Annotated in this window: 17 protein-coding genes; 12 read left to right on the forward strand and 5 right to left on the reverse strand. The window is 71.7% G+C overall.

What is annotated here, in order from left to right; translation table 11 throughout:
- Window positions 1-7: 7 nt before the first annotated feature.
- From ACIQPR_RS36055 to ACIQPR_RS36065, 3 genes are all read right to left on the reverse strand, one after another.
- Window positions 8-766, reverse strand: coding sequence for a DUF5995 family protein (locus tag ACIQPR_RS36055; RefSeq protein WP_403657170.1), 759 nt, complete (start codon window positions 764-766; stop codon window positions 8-10).
- Window positions 767-856: 90 nt separating this feature from the next.
- Window positions 857-2,344, reverse strand: a complete 1,488-nt coding sequence (locus ACIQPR_RS36060) for a ricin-type beta-trefoil lectin domain protein (protein WP_403657173.1) — start codon at window positions 2,342-2,344, stop codon at window positions 857-859.
- Between the two features lie 200 nt (window positions 2,345-2,544).
- The gene (locus ACIQPR_RS36065) at window positions 2,545-3,429 is read right to left on the reverse strand and encodes an RNA polymerase sigma factor SigF (RefSeq protein WP_403657176.1); all 885 of its coding nucleotides are present in this window, start codon (window positions 3,427-3,429) and stop codon (window positions 2,545-2,547) included.
- 268 nt (window positions 3,430-3,697) lie between these two features.
- On the opposite strand from ACIQPR_RS36065, the gene ACIQPR_RS36070 reads away from it, so the two are divergent.
- From ACIQPR_RS36070 to ACIQPR_RS36095, 6 genes are all read left to right on the forward strand, one after another.
- Window positions 3,698-4,069: an STAS domain-containing protein gene (locus tag ACIQPR_RS36070; RefSeq protein ID WP_403657179.1), complete on the forward strand. Its 372-nt coding sequence runs from the start codon at window positions 3,698-3,700 to the stop codon at window positions 4,067-4,069.
- A 148-nt stretch (window positions 4,070-4,217) separates the two neighbouring features.
- On the forward strand, window positions 4,218-4,745 hold the full coding sequence (locus ACIQPR_RS36075) for an ATP-binding protein (RefSeq protein ID WP_403657182.1): 528 nt from the start codon (window positions 4,218-4,220) through the stop codon (window positions 4,743-4,745).
- Between the two features lie 174 nt (window positions 4,746-4,919).
- Window positions 4,920-5,621, forward strand: a complete 702-nt coding sequence (locus ACIQPR_RS36080) for an LPXTG cell wall anchor domain-containing protein (protein ID WP_403657185.1) — start codon at window positions 4,920-4,922, stop codon at window positions 5,619-5,621.
- A gap of 31 nt (window positions 5,622-5,652) precedes the next feature.
- On the forward strand, window positions 5,653-6,504 hold the full coding sequence (locus ACIQPR_RS36085; protein ID WP_403657187.1) for a hypothetical protein: 852 nt from the start codon (window positions 5,653-5,655) through the stop codon (window positions 6,502-6,504).
- A complete protein-coding gene (locus tag ACIQPR_RS36090; protein ID WP_403657190.1) occupies window positions 6,501-7,604 on the forward strand; it encodes a hypothetical protein in 1,104 nt (367 codons plus the stop codon). The genes ACIQPR_RS36085 and ACIQPR_RS36090 overlap by 4 nt, the downstream gene beginning before the upstream one ends.
- On the forward strand, window positions 7,601-8,929 hold the full coding sequence (locus ACIQPR_RS36095) for a hypothetical protein (protein WP_403657193.1): 1,329 nt from the start codon (window positions 7,601-7,603) through the stop codon (window positions 8,927-8,929). The genes ACIQPR_RS36090 and ACIQPR_RS36095 overlap by 4 nt, the downstream gene beginning before the upstream one ends.
- A gap of 67 nt (window positions 8,930-8,996) precedes the next feature.
- On the opposite strand, the gene ACIQPR_RS36100 is transcribed toward ACIQPR_RS36095, so the two are convergent.
- A complete protein-coding gene (locus ACIQPR_RS36100; RefSeq protein WP_403657196.1) occupies window positions 8,997-10,493 on the reverse strand; it encodes an oligopeptide:H+ symporter in 1,497 nt (498 codons plus the stop codon).
- 332 nt (window positions 10,494-10,825) lie between these two features.
- Between ACIQPR_RS36100 and ACIQPR_RS36105 the strand changes: the two genes are divergently transcribed.
- Window positions 10,826-11,503, forward strand: coding sequence for a response regulator transcription factor (locus ACIQPR_RS36105; RefSeq protein WP_174447603.1), 678 nt, complete (start codon window positions 10,826-10,828; stop codon window positions 11,501-11,503).
- Between the two features lie 6 nt (window positions 11,504-11,509).
- Window positions 11,510-12,787, forward strand: coding sequence for an ATP-binding protein (locus ACIQPR_RS36110; protein ID WP_403657199.1), 1,278 nt, complete (start codon window positions 11,510-11,512; stop codon window positions 12,785-12,787).
- A gap of 28 nt (window positions 12,788-12,815) precedes the next feature.
- Here the strand turns inward: ACIQPR_RS36110 and ACIQPR_RS36115 are convergent, their stop codons facing one another.
- The gene (locus ACIQPR_RS36115; protein WP_403657202.1) at window positions 12,816-13,331 is read right to left on the reverse strand and encodes a GtrA family protein; all 516 of its coding nucleotides are present in this window, start codon (window positions 13,329-13,331) and stop codon (window positions 12,816-12,818) included.
- Between the two features lie 177 nt (window positions 13,332-13,508).
- On the opposite strand from ACIQPR_RS36115, the gene ACIQPR_RS36120 reads away from it, so the two are divergent.
- The 4 genes from ACIQPR_RS36120 to ACIQPR_RS36135 all read left to right on the forward strand — a co-directional run bounded on the left by ACIQPR_RS36120 (window position 13,509) and on the right by ACIQPR_RS36135 (window position 17,756).
- Window positions 13,509-14,648 (forward strand): 5-(carboxyamino)imidazole ribonucleotide synthase, encoded by a 1,140-nt coding sequence (locus ACIQPR_RS36120; protein WP_403657205.1) that lies wholly within the window; start codon window positions 13,509-13,511, stop codon window positions 14,646-14,648.
- On the forward strand, window positions 14,645-15,187 hold the full coding sequence (gene purE / locus ACIQPR_RS36125) for a 5-(carboxyamino)imidazole ribonucleotide mutase (RefSeq protein WP_403657208.1): 543 nt from the start codon (window positions 14,645-14,647) through the stop codon (window positions 15,185-15,187). Before ACIQPR_RS36120 ends, purE begins: the two co-directional genes overlap by 4 nt.
- A gap of 5 nt (window positions 15,188-15,192) precedes the next feature.
- Window positions 15,193-16,380, forward strand: coding sequence for a dipeptidase (locus ACIQPR_RS36130; protein WP_403657211.1), 1,188 nt, complete (start codon window positions 15,193-15,195; stop codon window positions 16,378-16,380).
- Window positions 16,381-16,613: 233 nt separating this feature from the next.
- A complete protein-coding gene (locus ACIQPR_RS36135; RefSeq protein WP_403657214.1) occupies window positions 16,614-17,756 on the forward strand; it encodes a dipeptidase in 1,143 nt (380 codons plus the stop codon).
- Window positions 17,757-17,763: the final 7 nt, after the last annotated feature.

Raw genomic sequence — 17,763 nt, forward strand, 5'->3', positions numbered from 1 at the left:
GCGGGTGTCATCCCGTCGCGCTGTCGAGGTGGGCGATGACGGCCGCCACGTCGTCGCTCTCCGTGTGCCGGATCAGTTCCAGGGCCGGCCGGACCAGGGCGCCGGGGCGGGCGATCAGACGGGCCAGCACGGCGGCGCGGAGGTCGAGGCGGTCGATGGTGGCCGCGCGTTCCGGTTCGGTCTGGCCGGCCAGCAGGACCGTGTTGTGCCAGGCCTCCGCGCGGGACTGGACGATGCTGAAGTCGAGGATCCGCTCGTCGGTGCGACCGCCCACCCGGTCCAGCAGCGACAGGAGCGGGGACACGGCGTCCACCGAGTCCTGCACCGCCAGCACCACCCGCGCCAGGATGTCGTTGATCAGCAGGTAGTCGTGCTGGAGGTCGTGGATGTCCGCGCCGGGGCTGGTCCGCGCGGCGGCCACGGCCAGGTCCAGGTTGATGTGCGCGTTCACGCCGAGGACGAGGTGCTGGACGATGACCGTGTCGGAGTCGTCGAGCAGGCCGAAGGTCTCGCGCCAGCAGCGCGGGCCGCCGCGGTCGCGGAGCCAGGCGTCGCGGGCCTCGAAGTAGCGGTTGCCGAAGAGTGTGTCGAAGCGGTCCATGCGGGCGCCGTCCTCGAACCGCCCCTCGTGGATGGCCTTGCGGATCTCGACGGTCACCTGTCGGTACAGGGCCGCGAAGTAGCCGATCCGGTCGCCCGTGCGGGTCGCCTCGCGCACGATCTCCGCGAGCCCGTCCACGACCTCGTCGATGTTCTGTGCCGTCATGCCCAACTCCCTTGTGGCGGAGCCCGGTTCGGGCCGGTGCCCAGTCTCACCGACAACACCCGCTCCGGTACGGCACTCCGCGCACTCCGCTCAGCCCGCCCGCCACCGCTGCTCGGCGCCCCCGGTCAGCGGCAGCAGCGCGACCCCGTCCCCGTCCGCCGGTGCCATCCCGGTCAGGATCGCGATGGCCGGGCGGATCACCCCGTCCGGGTCCACCGTGAACCTCAGGTTGTCGCCGTGGCTCCCGTCCACCGAATCGCACTCCCAGATGCCGACGCCCTTGTCCACGGAGCCCCGGCTGTCCAGGCACAGGTCGGTGTCGGCGGACGACTGCACCACCCCGCGGGCCGCGTCCACGCGCCACAACTGGGTGCCGGACGAGGTGCAGGGAGCCGTGATCACATCCGTGCCCTCGGTCAGGTCGCCGTCCCGGACGTCCAGGCAGCGGCCGGTGGAGACGTTCACGACCCGGGCGTAGGTGCCGTTCGGCGCGTGGGTGGTAGGGGCGGGGGAGCGGCTCGGCTTCGGACTCCGGCTGGGGGACGGCGACTTGGAGGGTGACGGGGTCGGGGTGGGGGTCGGTGTCACCGGGACCGTCGCCGTCACCGTCACCTCCGCCGGGGCCGAGGGGCTCGTCACCGTGCCGGCCGCCGCTCCCGGACGCGGTGCCGTTCCGTCCGGCCGCAGCAGGAGGAACAGCAGCGGCACCAGCGCCACGCCCAGCGCGGCCGAGGCCAGCACCAGCCGGCGCGAGGGCGACCAGGCCGGGGCGGCCGTACGGGAGCCGCCCCGCGTCTCCTCGCGACCGCTCGTCGCGTACGACGTTCCCGCCCACGGCAGCAGGCCCTCGGCCAGCGTCGCGCGCGGGGCGTCGCGCAGGGCGGTCAGTTCCTCGTACGCGCCCGTGCAGTGGGCGCAGTGCGCCATGTGCGCGTGCAGGTCGGCGCTGTCGCGGGGGTGGTCGGGGCGCACCGACTCCTCGATCAGGCGGCGGAAGTCGCCGCAGCGCGGGTCCTCGGAGGCGGCCAGCCGGGACCTCAGACAGGCCTGGGCCATGGCCTGGAGGGCGGGTTCGGTGCCGTGGACGACGTCCTCGGGGGTGAGGCCGAGGAAGGCGGCGGTCACGGCCGCCGGTTCCCGCTCGACGACGCCGTACCAGACCAGGCCCTGGGAGCGGGAGGGGAGGGAGAGGAACGCGGGGAGCATGGCCGGGGCCGGGTCCGTCGTGTTCAGGAGCAGCAGGAGGCCGGAGTCCAGGCCGGTCGAGCGGTCGTCCCGGGACCAGGACGCGGCCACCCGCCCGGTCAGCAGCAGGAGTTGGTGGCGCCAGGGGACGCCCGGGTCCACACCGCGTGCCGTCTCGCGGGCCGCGAGGGTGAAGGTCTGCGCGGCCAGCTGCCGGGCCGCGGACTCGCTGGTGGTGCACAGGCGGGCGTAGGACAGCACGGAGGGCTGGTGCCGGGCGCGGAGTTCCTGGAGGGCCGGGTAGAGGGTGGCCGTGTCGGCGCGCAGCAGGTCCGTGAGCCGTGTGTCGGAGGCGTCGGTGAGCGTGCCGCCGTACTCGTCGGAGCCCGCCATCGACCCGCCTCCTCGGACCCGTCCTGACCTACCGGCCAGTTTGTCGGGTGACCATAGTGGTGGAAGGGGGCCGGTGGGGAAAGAGGTTTCTGTGGGTAACCCGGTAACGCCGAGGTCGGGGCCGGGGCCCGGGAACGCCTGAGCGCGGCGCACCCGCGCGCGCCGCGCTCACTACGGACGGGGCGGACCCGCCGGCCGGGCTACTCCTCGACCGTCAGGCCCTTCCGCAGGCGTACCAGTGTCCGCGACAGCAGCCGTGACACATGCATCTGCGAGATGCCCAGCTCGTCGCCGATCTCCGACTGCGTCATGTTGGCGACGAAGCGCAGGGAGAGGATCTGCCGGTCCCGCTGCGGGAGTTCGGCGATCAGCGGCTTCAACGACTCGACGTACTCGATGCCTTCGAGCCCGTGGTCCTCGTAGCCGATGCGGTCCGCGAGGGCGCCCTCCGAGTCGTCCTCCTCGGGCTGGGCGTCGAGTGAGCTGGCGGTGTAGGCGTTCGACGCCGCCATGCCCTCGACGACCTCCTCGCGGGAGATCTTCAGGCGTTCGGCCAGCTCGGCCACCGTGGGGGCGCGGTCGAGCTGCTGGGCCAGTTCGTCGCCGGCCTTGGCCAGGTCGAGCCGGAGTTCCTGGAGCCGGCGCGGGACGCGCACCGACCACGAGGTGTCCCGGAAGAAGCGCTTGATCTCACCGACGATGGTGGGCATCGCGAAGGTGGGGAACTCGACCCCGCGGCTGAGTTCGAAGCGGTCGATCGCCTTGATCAGGCCGATGGTGCCGACCTGGATGATGTCCTCCATCGGCTCGCTGCGCGAGCGGAAGCGGGAGGCGGCGAACTTGACCAGCGCGAGGTTGAGTTCGACGAGCGTGTTGCGGACGTAGGAGTACTCGTACGTCCCTTCTTCGAGGGATTCCAGCCGTTCGAAGAGGGTCTTGGACAGAGCGCGCGCGTCGACGGCTCCGATCTCGTCGTACGGGGGGATCTCGGGGAGCCCCTCGATGATGGGATTGGGATCCAGTTGTGCCGGTGGGGGTGTCGACGTCGCTGCCGGGGTAGGCGATGCGTCGAGCCGGGGTGACATGGTGTCCTCCATCGTTCTCGGCATATGGCTGCCGAAGCCGGTGCGTGCACTGCGGAGTGCGGCGCCTCCAAAGCCGGTCGTGTCGGTCGTATGGCATGTCCGAAGAGTTGTCTCTTCTAGCCCTACCCGTTTTCCGGAGCCCGCCGCAAGTGCGTTCCGCCCCCATATGTCCGCTTGTGGGCGGTTGTTCGGGTGTCGGAGAGTGTGAGGAAGGCGTAGTGTTCCAGGGCGAACGTCAACAGCCACGACCTCGGGAGAGAGAGACGGCATGGACCGCGGGACGGTCGGCAGCGCACAGTCTGGCCGGCTTCTGGTCGAGGTGCGGAAACAGGGCCTCAGCGCCGTCGTGACACCGGCGGGTGAGTTGGATCACCACACCGCCGGTCTGTTGCGCGAACCGCTGGAGGACCTGCTCGCCCACGGGTACGCACGACTCGTCGTGGACTGCTCACGGCTGGAGTTCTGCGACTCCACGGGGCTGAACGTACTGCTCGGCGCACGTCTGAAGGCGGAGGCCGCGGAGGGCGGGGTGCACCTCGTGGGGATGAAGCCCGCGGTGGCGCGCGTCTTCGAGATCACCGGGGCGGACGCGGTCTTCGCCGTCCACGACACCCTTGAGGCGGCTCTCGCCGACGAATAAGGGGTGTTTTGCCGGATCGCTCGGGCAGGAGAACATCGGAACCTGTCGGCGACCGGAGCGACGAAAATGCCCCTGAACCACGTACTGACTCTTGAACACGTACCGACTCTTGACTCGTGAACCGGTGAATCGGTGAGGTGAAGCGCTGATGAGCACCACCCGGCCCTACCCGCCGGGCGACCGCCCGGAGCCCGGTGGCGCTACGGGGGCGCCCGCGGGGGGCGCTTCCGTGCCGTCCGCCGGGGACGACACCGATCCGGCCGTGGGCCGGCACACCCGCAGACTCGGGTTCGCGGGGGAGAGCGGGGTCGTCCCCCTGGCCCGCGACTTCGCCCGCCAGGCCCTGTACGCCTGGGGCTGGCTGCCCGCCGAGGGCGCCGACCGGCGGGCCGCCGCCGAGGACGTGCTCCTCGTCGTCTCCGAGCTGGTCACCAACGCCTGTCTGCACGCCGAGGGCCCGGACGAGATGTGGATCACCTGCGAGAACAAGGTGATCCGGGTCGAGGTCTCCGACCGGGGCACCGGCCAGCCCGCCCCCAGGACCCCGCACCGCGCCGGCCGCCCCGGCGGCCACGGCATGTTCATCGTGCAGCGGCTGTGCCTGGACTGGGGGGTCGTACGGACTCCGGGAGTCACCGGAAAGACCGTGTGGGCGGAGCTGGGAGCCCCTGCCTGACGCGGACGCGGCACTCGCGAAGGCGCCACAAGAAAATCGTTTCCCCGACCTCGGACGCACGCCGGATCGTCACAACTCCGGCGTGCGCTTTGCCTTCCCTCCTCACGACCCCGGGCGTACCTTGACGGCCGATCTGATGTGCCGTCAGGAATGGCGGTCGGGAATGAGGGGACCGTGTCGTACCAGAAACGAACCGCAGCGCTCGCGTCCGTCGCGGCCCTGGCCGGCTCGGCGGTATTCATGGCCGCCCCCGCAGCCCGGGCCGACGTGGTCGACGTCAACTACAAGTGCCAGACGCCGATCGGCGTCAAGACCGCCGTCTCGCCGATCGACATCAAGGGCGTCAAGAGCGGCAGCGGCTACCAGCTCACCATGTCCTGGCAGAAGGGCGTCTCCTCCAGCCCCGTCGAACTCGGCAAGGGCGCCATGAGCCCGAGCGCCACCATCAAGGTGGGCGGCGCCGACAGCGGCACCGTCTCGGTGTCCGGCCCCGCCAACGCCGCCGCGATCCCCGCCAACACCCCCATCAAGATCAACGACTTGACCGGCACGTACACCCCGAAGGCCAGCGGCAAGGTCACCTTCACCGCCGCCGTCCTCACCATCAAGGCCCTCGGCACGACCACCACCTGCACCCCCACCAACAGCCCCGGCCCGTCCCTCACCCTGGACGTCACCGCGGCCGGCGGCTCGTCGGGATCCAGCGGCTCCACCGGGAGCGACACCGGTACGGACACCGGCGGCACGCTCCCCAAGACCGGCCCCGACGACTCGGTCCTCGCCCTCGGCACGCTCGGCGGCACGGTGCTGCTCGCGGGCGCGGCCGGCACCCTGTGGCTCACCCGGCGCAACCAGACGGCCCGCGCCCGCCGTTGACAGCCCCCGCACGTCCGCCGTGGAGCCGCCCATGCTGTCGACCGCCCGCGTCCTGCGCCTGTCCTGCCTCTCCCTGCTCGCCGTCCTGACGGCGGCGCCGGCCGCGACGGCCGCCGAGGGCTGGTCCCTCGCGCCCGCGGGCGGCGGACGCCCGGCCTGCTACGCCGAGGGCGAGCCCGGCGCGACCCTCCAGGACACGGTGTCCGTGACCAACCCCACCACCCGGCCGGTCACCGTACGACTGCGCGGCACGGGCGTGCCGATCACCCTCGCGGCGACGGCGGTCCATGTGCCCGCCCGCACCCGGGCCGACATCCCGTTCACCGTGGCCGTCCCCGCGACCGCCGCGCCCGGCGACCGCGCCGGCACCATCGCGGCCCGCGCCCCGGACGGCCGGGAGGCCACCGTACGGCTCCGACTGCGCGTCAAGGGGCCCGAGTTGACCGCCCTGACCGTCGAACACCTCGCCGTCCACGGCGACCGCATCAGCTACGACCTGGTCAACCGCGGCACCACCCCGCTCACCCCGAGCCTCGCCGTGCACGCCACCGGCGTCCTCGGCACCCGCCTCGACCGCGCCCCGCGCACCCTCCCGGTCCGCCTCCCGCCCGGCCGCCGACTGAAGCTCACCGAACCGTGGCACCACCCCGCCCTCGACGCGGTCCGCCTCCGCCTCACGGTCACGGCACCGGGCGGCGCCCAGGACACGGCCCAGGTGTCGACACGCTTCGCGCCCCGGCCCGCGGCGGCGGCCACCGCGGGCGCGCTGACGGCGGGGGTCGCGCTGTTTCTCGTACGACACCGGCGGCGCCGTAGGGACGACGACGGTCGCGCGGCCGAACCTCCGCGCACGGAAGCCGAGTTGACGGGAGCGGTGATGTGAGCGGCAAGGTGCGGATCTCGGCGCTGGTGGCGGTGGTCGCGCTGCTTGTGCTGCCGTTGGCGGGGGCGACGCCGGTCGCGGCGGCCGGCGGACCGAAGGTGACGCTCTCCACGGCACAGGCGGGGACCGGCGGTTCGATCACCGTCTCCGGCAGCGGCTGGCGGACGCACGCCCTGCTGATGGTGCTGATCTGCGGGCGGGCCACGCCCGCGCGCGGAGTCATCGGCGGCACCAACTCCTGTGCCAACGCACAGGGCCGGGCCGTCACGACCGACGCCAAGGGCGTCTTCAGCAAGAAACTGCCGGTGGCCGAGCCGCCCGTGCCCTGCCCGTGCGTCGTGCACGTGGCGACCGTGACCGGGGCGAGCGCTTCGGCGGACGCCGTCTTCCAGGTGGCGGGCCACCCGGTCGAACCGCTGCCCGCCGACCCGTCGACCGGACGCCTCTCGGTCCTCTCCGACACCCGCCTCGACGGTTCCAGCGGACTGCTCACCTGGTTCGGGGCGCCCGCGTCCCGCACGCTGGTCTTCACCGTGGGCAACGCGGGCTCGTCCCCGGTCAAGAACCCGGTGTTCCAAGTCGGCACCTCCCACGGGGTGTTCGCACCGCAGTGGGACGACCAGGAGTTCAGCGGCACGATCGCGCCCGGCGGCAAGGCGGAGATCCGGCTCCCGGTCGAACTCTCCGCCGGGGCGCACGGCGACTACAGCGTCTCCGTGAAATACGGCGGCCGGGTGCTCGCCGAGGAGCCGTGGGGCGTGGGCCGCCCCTGGGGCGTCACCCTGTTCTGGATCCTGCTCTGCGTGGTCGTACCGGCGGCGGTGTTCCGCGTCGGGATGGCCGTGGTGGACCGGATACGGCCGCGCAAGGCCGCCCGCAGCACGGGCCCGGCCCGCCACCGGAGCCTGCGGGTGCCCACTCGACTCACCTTGCGCATGCCGAGGTTCGGCCCGCCCACCGCACCGGAGGCGGCCCCTCCGACTTCGACCCTGCCGTGGTTCACCCCGGACTCGGACCCGGGCACGGCCGGTCGGCTCTCCGCACCGCACGACGACAGCCCGACGAGTCCGACGACTCCCACCAGGAAGGGACCCACGTGAGCAAGCCAAGGAGAGTCATACCGGCCGGCGGAGGAGGTGCACGCAGGGCGGGCGCGGCGACGTTCGCGCTGGTCCTCGGCGGCGCCGGCCTCGCACTCGGCCTGACCGCCGGGCCCGCGCAGGCCGCCGAGGTGTCCTTCGCCACCCACTGCGTGCCGCCCGCGGGGGTCGCCGACCCGGTCGACGGCACCACCAAGGTCGAGATAGACGCGCCCGCCACGGCGAAGGTCGGCGACACCGTCGACATCGTGTGGAAGTTCACCCAGGCCGCGTCCAAGAACCCCGACATCATCGACCTGCCCGCCAACACGGTCCTGCCGACCGGGACGCTGAAGGCGGCCGGCGCGCAGAGCGCCTCCGTGACGATGACCGGTACGCGCACCAACCCGGCGATCCCCAAGGGCGGCGCTATGGTGCTGTCCGACATGAAGGGCACGCTGAAGCTGACGACGGCGGGGGCGGTGACGCTGGCCCCGGGCGCGTACACGGTCAACGCCTACGGCACGAACACCGTGTGCACGCCCACGGGGACGGTGCCGACGGCCGCGACCATCGAGGTGAGCGCCGGGGACGGGAGTTCGCCGAGCCAGTCGGCGTCCCCGTCGGACACGACCTCGGCGTCCCCGTCGGACTCGGCCTCGGCGTCCCCGTCGGACTCGGAGTCGGCCTCTTCCTCCGCCTCGGCCTCGGCTTCGTCCTCGGACGGCACGGGCAGCGGCCAGACCGACTTCACCGGCAAGCAGGTCGACGTGCCGTACGCGTGCGTGACCCCCATCGGCAACAAGAACGCGACCTCGCCCGTGCAGATCAACGCCACGAAGGACGGCGGGAGTTACGACCTCACCGTGAAGTTCAACGGGTCGGTGATGGACAGCCCCGCGGACATCCCGGCGGACTCGGTGAAGCCGTCGATGGAGGTGGTCCTCGGCGGGGCCGACACGGGCACGGTCCATGTGGAGGGCCCGACGAACTCCAGCGCCATCAAGTCCGGCGACCCCATCCAGATCCCGGACCTGACCGGCACGTACAAGCCCGGCGCGAGCGGCTCGTCGACGCTGTCACCCGGTGTCCTGACGGTCAACGCCCTGGGTACGACGACGACTTGCACACCGACCAAGACCGAGGTCTCGCTGACCCTGGACACCACCGAGCAGGCGAGCGGCGCGTCCGGCGGCAGCACCTCGACGTCGACCTCCGGCGGCCTGGCCGAGACGGGCTCCACCGACCACGGGGGCCTCAAGGCCCTCGGCCTGGTCTCCGGTACGGCGATCCTGCTGGGCGTGGCGGTGTTCACGTTCCTGCCCGGCCGCAGGCGGCTGCGGTAGACGGGCGCGGGCCGGCCGTCCGCTCCGAAGAAGCGGCCGGCCGGCCCGCACCGTCAGCACTCCGGGGTCAGTGCACGTCCCCCATGAGCTCGCGCACCTTCTTGCGGTACATCCACACCGCCACGCCCGCGAGCACCGCGAGCACGGCCTGCAACGCGACGATGCCCGTCTTGTTCAGGTCGACCCCGGCGATGGACAGCAGGCCCGTCGTCGCGTCGCCCGCGGTGACCGCGAGGAACCAGACGCCCATCATCTGGGAGGCGTACTTGGCCGGTGCCATCTTCGTGGTGACGGAGAGGCCGACGGGGGAGAGGGTCAGTTCGCCCACGGTCTGGACGAAGTAGATCGCCACGAGCCACATCGCCGCCGCCTTGTGACCGCCGTCGGCGATGGCGAGCGGGGCCAGGAAGAGGAAGAAGGACGCGCCGATCAGGATCAGGCCCATCGCGAACTTCGTCGCCGTGCTCGGCTCCTTGCCGCGCCGGGCCAGGGCCAGCCAGGCCCAGGCGAAGACCGGGGCGAGCGCCATGATCAGGACGGGGTTGACGGACTGGTACCAGGAGACCGGGAAGTCCCAGCCGAAGACGGTGTTCTTCGCGGAGGAGTCCGCGAACAGGGACACCGTCGAGCCGCCCTGGTCGTAGATCATCCAGAACACGGCCGCGGCGACGAAGAACCAGATGTACGCGGACATCTTCGACTGCTCGGCGCGGTCGAGGGCCTTGTCGCGCTTGATGCGGGCGATGACCAGCACCGGGATGAGCAGGCCGGCGACGGTGATCGGGACCAGCAGCCAGTTGAGCGTGTAGTGGCCGGAGAAGCCGACGACCGCGTAGAAGACGACCGCCACGGCCGCCCAGAGACCCGACTTGCGCAGCGTGGCCGCCTTCTCCTCGGCGGACAGCGGCGTGGGGACGACGTCCGAGCGGGAGCTGAGGTGGCGGGTGCCGAGCAGGTACTGGGCGAGGCCGAGCGCCATGCCGACCGCGGCGAGCGCGAAGCCGAGGTGCCAGTTGACGTTCTCGCCCACGGTGCCGATGACCAGCGGCGCGGCGAACGCGCCGAGGTTGATGCCGATGTAGAAGAGCGTGAAGCCGCCGTCGCGGCGCGGGTCGTCGGGGCCGTCGTAGAGGTGGCCGACCATCGTGGAGATGTTGGCCTTGAGGAGACCCGAGCCGATCGCCACCAGGCCGAGGCCCGCGAAGAACGTGCCGGAGGTGGGCAGGGCGAGCGTGAGGTGGCCGACCATGATGATCACGCCGGCGACCGCGACGGTCCTGCGGGGGCCCAGGACCCGGTCCGCGAACCAGCCGCCGGGGAGGGCGAGCAGGTACACGAGGGACAGGTACACCGAGTAGATCGCGGTGGCGGTGGCCGCACTCAGGTGGAGGCCGCCGGGGGCGACCAGGTACAGGGGGAGCAGGGCCCTCATGCCGTAGTAGGAGAATCGCTCCCACATCTCGGTCATGAAGAGCGTGGCCAGTCCGCGGGGGTGGCCGAAGAAGGTCTTCTCGGCACCGGGGGTGCCCGGAGTCACCGAGTCCTTCGTCAGGCTGGACGCCATGGTCGATCCTTGCTGGTCGGGCCTTGTCGGCCGGGGGCAGCACACAAAAAAGACCTTCAGCAGTAAATGCTCGCCAAAGGTCCCCGGTGCCACTACAAGCGGTCCAGTCACCATACGGCAGGACACCGCCGGATATGGAAGGACTTGAGACACGGATCACAGGGAGAAGTGGAACCGCGGGCGCCGAATCGAAGGTGGATATCAGGATGGCATCCCACAGGCACAGGTTCCGACCACATCCTTCACCGGAGCACACCCGACGCGCCCGATGGTAAGAATCACTCGTGGCGATCACACCTCGACCGCCGTCCGAGGCGGACTACCATCACCTCATGACCCGTGTACTGCTCGCCGAGGACGACGCGTCCATCTCGGAGCCGCTGGCCCGCGCTTTGCGACGGGAAGGTTACGAGGTCGAGGTGCGCGAGGACGGACCGACCGCCCTCGATGCCGGCATCCAGGGCGGCATCGACCTGTGTGTCCTGGACCTGGGCCTGCCCGGCATGGACGGCCTGGAAGTGGCCCGCCGACTGCGCGCCGAGGGACACACCGTCCCCATCCTCATCCTGACCGCGCGCGCCGACGAGGTGGACACCGTCGTGGGCCTCGACGCGGGCGCCGACGACTACGTCACCAAACCCTTCCGGCTCGCCGAACTGCTCGCCCGCGTCCGGGCCCTGCTGCGGCGCGGCGCCGCCGAGCCCGCGCAGCCGCCCGCCACGCACGGCGTCCGGATCGACGTCGAGTCGCACCGCGCGTGGATGGGCGACGAGGAACTCCAGCTCACCGCCAAGGAGTTCGACCTGCTGCGGGTGCTCGTGCGGGACGCCGGCCGGGTGGTGACCCGCGACCAGCTGATGCGCGAGGTCTGGGACACGACCTGGTGGTCGTCCACCAAGACCCTCGACATGCACATCTCCTGGCTGCGCAAGAAGCTCGGCGACGACGCCGCCAACCCCCGGTACATCGCCACCGTGCGGGGTGTGGGCTTCCGCTTCGAGAAGAGCTAGCGGCCCGTGCGCCGTCGGCTCATCCAGTCCACGCTCGCCGTGGTGCTCGTGGTCATCGCCGTGTTCGGGGTGTCCCTGGTCATCGTCGAGACCCGCACGATCAGCAACAGCGCCCAGGAACGCGTGGACTCCGAGGCGCTGCGGCTGGCCAGCATCGTGGACAGCCGGATCCTCGGCGCGGAGATCGTCGACTCCGAGGTGCTGCGCACCCAGGTCACGGAGGACCGCTACGCCGTCATCCGCATCCCGGGCGACCCGGTGATCGAGGTCGGCACCAAGCCCACGGGCGACGTCATCCGCTCCACCGCCAAGGGCGAGGAGGGCGAGACGGTCACCGTGATGGAGCCGCGCTCGACCGTGACCCGCGAGGTCGGGCGGACGCTGCTGATCATCGGTGCCGTGGCACTGCTCGCCGTGGTGGCCGCCGTACTCCTCGCGGTACGGCAGGCCAACCGGCTCGCCTCGCCGCTCACCGACCTCGCGGAGACCGCCGAGCGGCTCGGCTCCGGCGACCCGCGGCCCCGGCACAAGCGGTACAGCGTCCCGGAGCTGGACCGGGTCGCCGATGTCCTCGACTCCTCCGCCGAGCGCATCGCCCGCATGCTCACCGCCGAGCGCCGGCTCGCCGCCGACGCCTCGCACCAGCTGCGTACGCCGCTGACCGCGCTGTCCATGCGCCTTGAGGAGATCACCCTCACGGACGACCCGGACACGGTGAAGGAGGAGGCGACGATCGCGCTGACGCAGGTCGAGCGGCTCACCGATGTGGTGGAGCGGCTGCTGACCAACGCGCGCGACCCCCGTACCGGCTCGGCCGTCTCCTTCGACCTCGACGAGGTCATCCAGCAGCAGCTCGCCGAGTGGCGCCCCGCCTACCGCGGTGTGGGCCGCGCGATCGTCAGCTCGGGCAAACGGCATCTCCAGGCCGTCGGCACACCGGGCGCGGTGGCCCAGGTGCTGGCCGCGCTGATCGAGAACTCCCTGATGCACGGCGGCGGAACGGTCGCGCTGCGCACCCGCGTCACCGGCAACCAGGCCGTCGTGGAGGTCACCGACGAGGGTCCCGGGGTGCCGACCGACCTCGGTGCGCGGATCTTCGAGCGGACGATCAGCGGCCGCAACTCCACGGGGATCGGCCTGGCGGTCGCGCGTGACCTCGCGGAGGCGGACGGCGGCCGGCTGGAGATGCTCCAGGCGCAGCCACCGGTGTTCGGCCTGTTCCTGTCGCGCACACCGCCGACGAAGCGGCTGTCGGCGGACGAGGAGGAACCCACCGTCCGCTGAGGCGGAGCGGAGGGAGGGGAACGGCCGGTCAGCTCACCCGCTGTTTGGCGCGGGGCAGCGGCTGCGGCTCCGACGGCGGCTTAGGGAAAGCATCGGCGTCCACGACCGCCTCCTCGGCCGGGACCGCCTTGAACACCCAGCTGCGGTACGACCAGAAGCGGAACAGCGTCGCGATGCCGATGCCGAGCACCTTGAAGACGTTGCGCTGGAGCGAGCTGTCCCAGCCGAGGCCGTAGATCGCCGCGAACAGGACGCCGTTCTCGATCACCAGGCCGACCAGGCTGAACGCCAGGAACAGGGTGAGTTCCTTGGTGCGGGCGCTCTTGTCGCGGTCACGGTAGGTGAAGTAGCGGAAGCCGACGTAGTTGCACCCGATGGCGACGATCGTCGCGATCACGTTGGCGCGCACGGCCTGGAGGCTGGTGAGGTGCCACAGCAGGTTGGAGACCGCGAAGTTCACCACGGTGCCCACCACGCCCACCGCGCCGAACTTGGCGACCTCGCGCGCGAGCCGTTTGAAAGGCCCTTCGGAACCACGTTCCATGGGTGTGCAGGCCCCTGTTCATCTCGGGTGTCATCGCGGATTCGTCGACCCGGCCATGCTAACCATCGCTTTCCCCCACCGCCCGTGAAGCCGCTCACAGGTCGGGAAGAGACCCGGAAAAGAACGGTAAGAGGTACGGAAATCGGGCACCCGTCGCGTGACCGATACCCTGGGGGAGTGACGTTCCCGGTAGTCGGCATGGTCGGCGGGGGGCAGCTCGCTCGTATGACACACGAGGCGGGCATCCCGCTCGGCATCAGGTTCAAGGTCCTCAGTGACACCCCTCAGGATTCCGCGGCGCAGGTCGTCGGCGATGTCGTCATCGGCGACTACCGCGACCTCGACACGCTGCGTGACTTCGCGCGGGGCTGCGATGTGATCACCTTCGATCACGAACACGTACCCACCGAGCATCTGCGCGCCCTGGAGGCGGACGGGATTCCCGTGCGCCCCGGCCCGGACGCCCTCGTGCACGCCCAGGACAAGGGCGTGATGCGGGCGAAGCTCGTCGAGATCGGCGTGCCGTGCCCCAGGCACCGCATCGTCGCCGACCCGGCGGACGTGGTCGCGTTCGCGGCGGAGGGCGAGGGCTTCCCGGTCGTCCTCAAGACCGTGCGCGGCGGCTACGACGGCAAGGGCGTGTGGGTCGTCGAGTCGGCGGAGGAGGCGGCCGACCCCTTCCGGGCCGGTGTCCCGGTCCTCGCCGAGGAGAAGGTCGACTTCGTGCGGGAGCTGGCGGCCAACGTCGTCCGCTCCCCGCACGGCCAGGCCGTCGCCTACCCGGTCGTCGAGTCCCAGCAGGTCAACGGCGTCTGCGACACCGTCATCGCGCCCGCCCCCGACCTGGCGGAGTCCCTCGCGCTCCAGGCCGAGGAGCTGGCGCTGCGCATCGCCAAGGAACTCGGGGTCGTCGGCCATCTCGCCGTCGAGCTGTTCCAGACCGCCGACGGCCGCATCCTCGTCAACGAACTCGCCATGCGCCCGCACAACTCCGGCCACTGGACCCAGGACGGCGCGGTCACCAGCCAGTTCGCCAACCACGTCCGCGCGGTCCTCGACCTCCCGCTGGGCGACCCGCGGGCCCGCGCCCCCTGGACCGTCATGTGCAACGTCCTGGGCGGCGACTTCCCGGACATGTACTCCGCGTACCTGCACTGCATGGCCCGCGACCCCCAGCTGAAGATCCACATGTACGGCAAGGACGTGAAGCCCGGCCGCAAGGTCGGCCACGTCAACACCTACGGCACCGACCTGGCCGACGTCCTGGACCGCGCCCGGCACGCGGCCGGCTATCTGAGAGGCACGATCACCGAATGAGCTCCGTCGCAGGACCCGTCGTGGGAATCGTCATGGGGTCGGACTCCGACTGGCCCGTCATGGAGGCCGCCGCGAAGGCGCTCGACGAGTTCGAGATCGGCTACGAGGTCGACGTCGTCTCCGCGCACCGCATGCCCCGCGAGATGATCACGTACGGCGAGCAGGCCGACGGCCGCGGTCTCAAGGTGATCATCGCGGGCGCGGGCGGCGCCGCCCACCTCCCGGGGATGCTCGCCTCGGTGACCCCGCTGCCGGTGATCGGCGTGCCCGTGCCGCTGAAGTACCTCGACGGCATGGACTCGCTGCTGTCCATCGTGCAGATGCCGGCCGGTGTCCCCGTCGCCACCGTCTCGGTCGCGGGCGCGCGCAACGCGGGGCTGCTCGCGGCCCGCATCCTGGCCACCCACGACGAGGAACTCCTCGTCCGGATGCGGGAGTTCCAGCAGGAGCTGAACGACCAGGCCACCGAGAAGGGCAAGCGGCTGCGCGCCAAGGTCGACAGCGGGAGCGGCGGCAGCGGCTTCGGCTTCGGGAAGTGACCGGGATGACGGGGACGACGTCGCTCGACCGGGCCCGCGAACTGCTCCGCGAGTTCCCCGTGGTCGACGGGCACAACGACCTGCCCTGGGCGCTGCGCAAGCAGGTCGGCTACGACCTCGACACCCGCGACATCGCCGTACACCAGAACGCGCATCTGCACACCGACCTCCCGCGGCTGCGCGAGGGCGGTGTCGGCGCGCAGTACTGGTCGGTGTACGTCCGCTCGGACCTGCCCGATCCGGTGCCGATGACGCTCGAACAGATCGACTGCGTACGGCAGTTGCTGGCCCGGTATCCGCAGGCGCTGGCGCCCGCGCTGACCGCCGCGGACATGGAGGCGGCGCGGGCGCAGGGCCGTATCGCCTCGTTGATGGGGGCCGAGGGCGGGCACTCGATCGCCGACTCCCTCGGCACGCTGCGCAGCCTGTACGCCCTCGGCGTCCGGTACATGACGCTCACGCACAACGACAACGTGGCGTGGGCGGACTCCGCGACCGACGAGCCGGGGGTCGGCGGGCTGTCGGCGTTCGGCCGTGAGGTCGTGCGGGAGATGAACCGGGAGGGCATGCTCGTCGACCTCTCGCACGTGGCGGCCACCACGATGCGCGACGCGCTGGACGTGTCGACCGCCCCGGTGATCTTCTCGCACTCCTCCTCGCGGGCCGTCTGCGACCACCCGCGCAACATCCCGGACGACGTGCTGGAGCGGCTGCCCGGCAACGGCGGTGTGGCGATGGTGACGTTCGTGCCGAAGTTCGTCCTCCAGGCCGCCGTGGACTGGACGGCCGCCGCCGACGACAACATGCGGGCGCACGGGCTGCACCACCTGGAGACCACCGAAGAGGCGATGAAGGTGCACCGCGCCTTCGAGGAGCTCAACCCGCGCCCGGTCGCCACCGTCGCCACGGTCGCCGACCACCTCGACCACATGCGCGAGGTCGCGGGCGTCGACCACCTCGGCATCGGCGGCGACTACGACGGCACGGCCTTCACCCCCGACGGCCTGAACGACGTCTCCGGCTACCCGAACCTGATCGCCGAGCTGCTGGACCGCGGCTGGTCCGGCACCGACCTCGCCAAACTGACCTGGCGCAACGCGGTACGGGTGCTCGGCGCGGCGGAGGACGTGGCGCGGGACCTGCGGACGACGCGGGGGCCGTCGAACGCGACGATCGAGGCGTTGGACGGCTGACCGCCCGGCGGTACCGGAAGGTCGTACCAGTGCGGTACGAGGCCGGACAGGAGACCGGCTGCCTCCCGCGTTCGCCCGCCAACGCGCGCCGCACAGGTCGTCGAAGCGGACCTCCTCCGAGCGCGGGACGGCGCCGACCGCACGGCGTACCCCCGAACGCCCCACCCACCAGGAAGCCGCCTTCCCTCCGTGCGACGGTGACCGTACTGCCGTAACGACGTACGGAGCCCGCCATGGCCGACCTCCAGGACCACCCCCACCCGACGACCGAGGTCGGCGAGCTCGACGACTTGGTCCACGAGCCCTTTCCCGCCGGGCCGTTCCCGCCGGACACCGCGCAACCGTACGACCCCGTCTCCGACCCGGCCGCGGCCCCGCTGGAGCGCGCGCACGCCATCCTCGCCGCGCATCCCGTCGCCGACGGCTACAGCGGGCTGCCCTGGGCGCTGCGGCATCTGCCGTGGTTCGACCTGGAGCTGGGGGAGAGCTCCGTGGACACCGATGTGCCGCGGCTGCGGGAAGGGCATGTCGGCGCGCTGTTCTGGTCGCTGCACCTGCCCGAGGGGCTGGCCGGGGACCGGGCGGTCGGTGCCACCCTGGAGCAGCTGGACCTGGTGAACACGGTGGTCCGCGCCCACCCCGAGGGCCTGCGCCTGGCGTACACCGCCGGCCAGACCACCGACGTGCGCAACTGCGGCCGTATCGCCGTGCTGCTCGGCCCCGCCGGAGCGCCCGCGCTCGGCGACTCGCTGGGCATCCTGCGCTCCCTGCACGCGCTCGGCCTACGGGTCCTCACCCTGTCCGGGGTGTCCTGGGCGAGCGAGGCCGGACTGACCCGGTTCGGCGAGGAGGTCATCCGCGAGATGAACCGCCTCGGGGTGCTCGCCGACCTCTCCGGCGCCTCCGAGGAGACCATCCGCCGGGCACTCGCCGCCTCCAAGGCACCGGTCCTGTTCACCCGCTCCGCCGCCCGCAGCCTGCGCCCGCACCCGGCGAACCTCCCCGACGAACTGCTCGCCGCGGTCGGCGCCGCCAAGGGGCTGTGCATGGTGCCGCTCACCGCCGAGCAGACCGGCCCGTCCGTCCGGGACGTCGCCGACCACCTCGACCATGTGCGCCGGGTCGCGGGCCCGGAGTGCGTCGCCCTGTCCGGCACCTACGACGCCGGCACCGCCCACCCGCAGGACCTCGCCGACGCCTCCTGCTACCCGAACCTCTTCGCCGAGCTCCTGCACCGCGGCTGGTCCGAGTCCGACCTCGCCCTGCTCAGCTGGGGCAACGTCCAACGCGCCCTGCGCGGCGCCGACTTCACGGCCCGCGCCGCCCAGCAGCGCCGCGAGCCGTCGACGGCGAAGATCGCCGAGCTGGACGGGTAGCCGGGCG

Source organism: Streptomyces sp. NPDC091280, assembly GCF_044768565.1.
Taxonomy (GTDB): Bacteria; Actinomycetota; Actinomycetes; order Streptomycetales; family Streptomycetaceae; genus Streptomyces.

Coding starts and splice junctions, on each gene's coding strand:
- ACIQPR_RS36065 (WP_403657176.1), bottom strand. CDS start 3,429: ATGTCACCCCGGCTCGACGCATCGCCTACCCCGGCAGCGACGTCGACA.
- purE (WP_403657208.1), top strand. CDS start 14,645: ATGAGCTCCGTCGCAGGACCCGTCGTGGGAATCGTCATGGGGTCGGAC.
- ACIQPR_RS36060 (WP_403657173.1), bottom strand. CDS start 2,344: ATGGCGGGCTCCGACGAGTACGGCGGCACGCTCACCGACGCCTCCGAC.
- ACIQPR_RS36100 (WP_403657196.1), bottom strand. CDS start 10,493: ATGGCGTCCAGCCTGACGAAGGACTCGGTGACTCCGGGCACCCCCGGT.
- ACIQPR_RS36085 (WP_403657187.1), top strand. CDS start 5,653: ATGCTGTCGACCGCCCGCGTCCTGCGCCTGTCCTGCCTCTCCCTGCTC.
- ACIQPR_RS36105 (WP_174447603.1), top strand. CDS start 10,826: ATGACCCGTGTACTGCTCGCCGAGGACGACGCGTCCATCTCGGAGCCG.
- ACIQPR_RS36075 (WP_403657182.1), top strand. CDS start 4,218: ATGAGCACCACCCGGCCCTACCCGCCGGGCGACCGCCCGGAGCCCGGT.
- ACIQPR_RS36135 (WP_403657214.1), top strand. CDS start 16,614: ATGGCCGACCTCCAGGACCACCCCCACCCGACGACCGAGGTCGGCGAG.
- ACIQPR_RS36055 (WP_403657170.1), bottom strand. CDS start 766: ATGACGGCACAGAACATCGACGAGGTCGTGGACGGGCTCGCGGAGATC.
- ACIQPR_RS36130 (WP_403657211.1), top strand. CDS start 15,193: ATGACGGGGACGACGTCGCTCGACCGGGCCCGCGAACTGCTCCGCGAG.
- ACIQPR_RS36115 (WP_403657202.1), bottom strand. CDS start 13,331: ATGGAACGTGGTTCCGAAGGGCCTTTCAAACGGCTCGCGCGCGAGGTC.
- ACIQPR_RS36070 (WP_403657179.1), top strand. CDS start 3,698: ATGGACCGCGGGACGGTCGGCAGCGCACAGTCTGGCCGGCTTCTGGTC.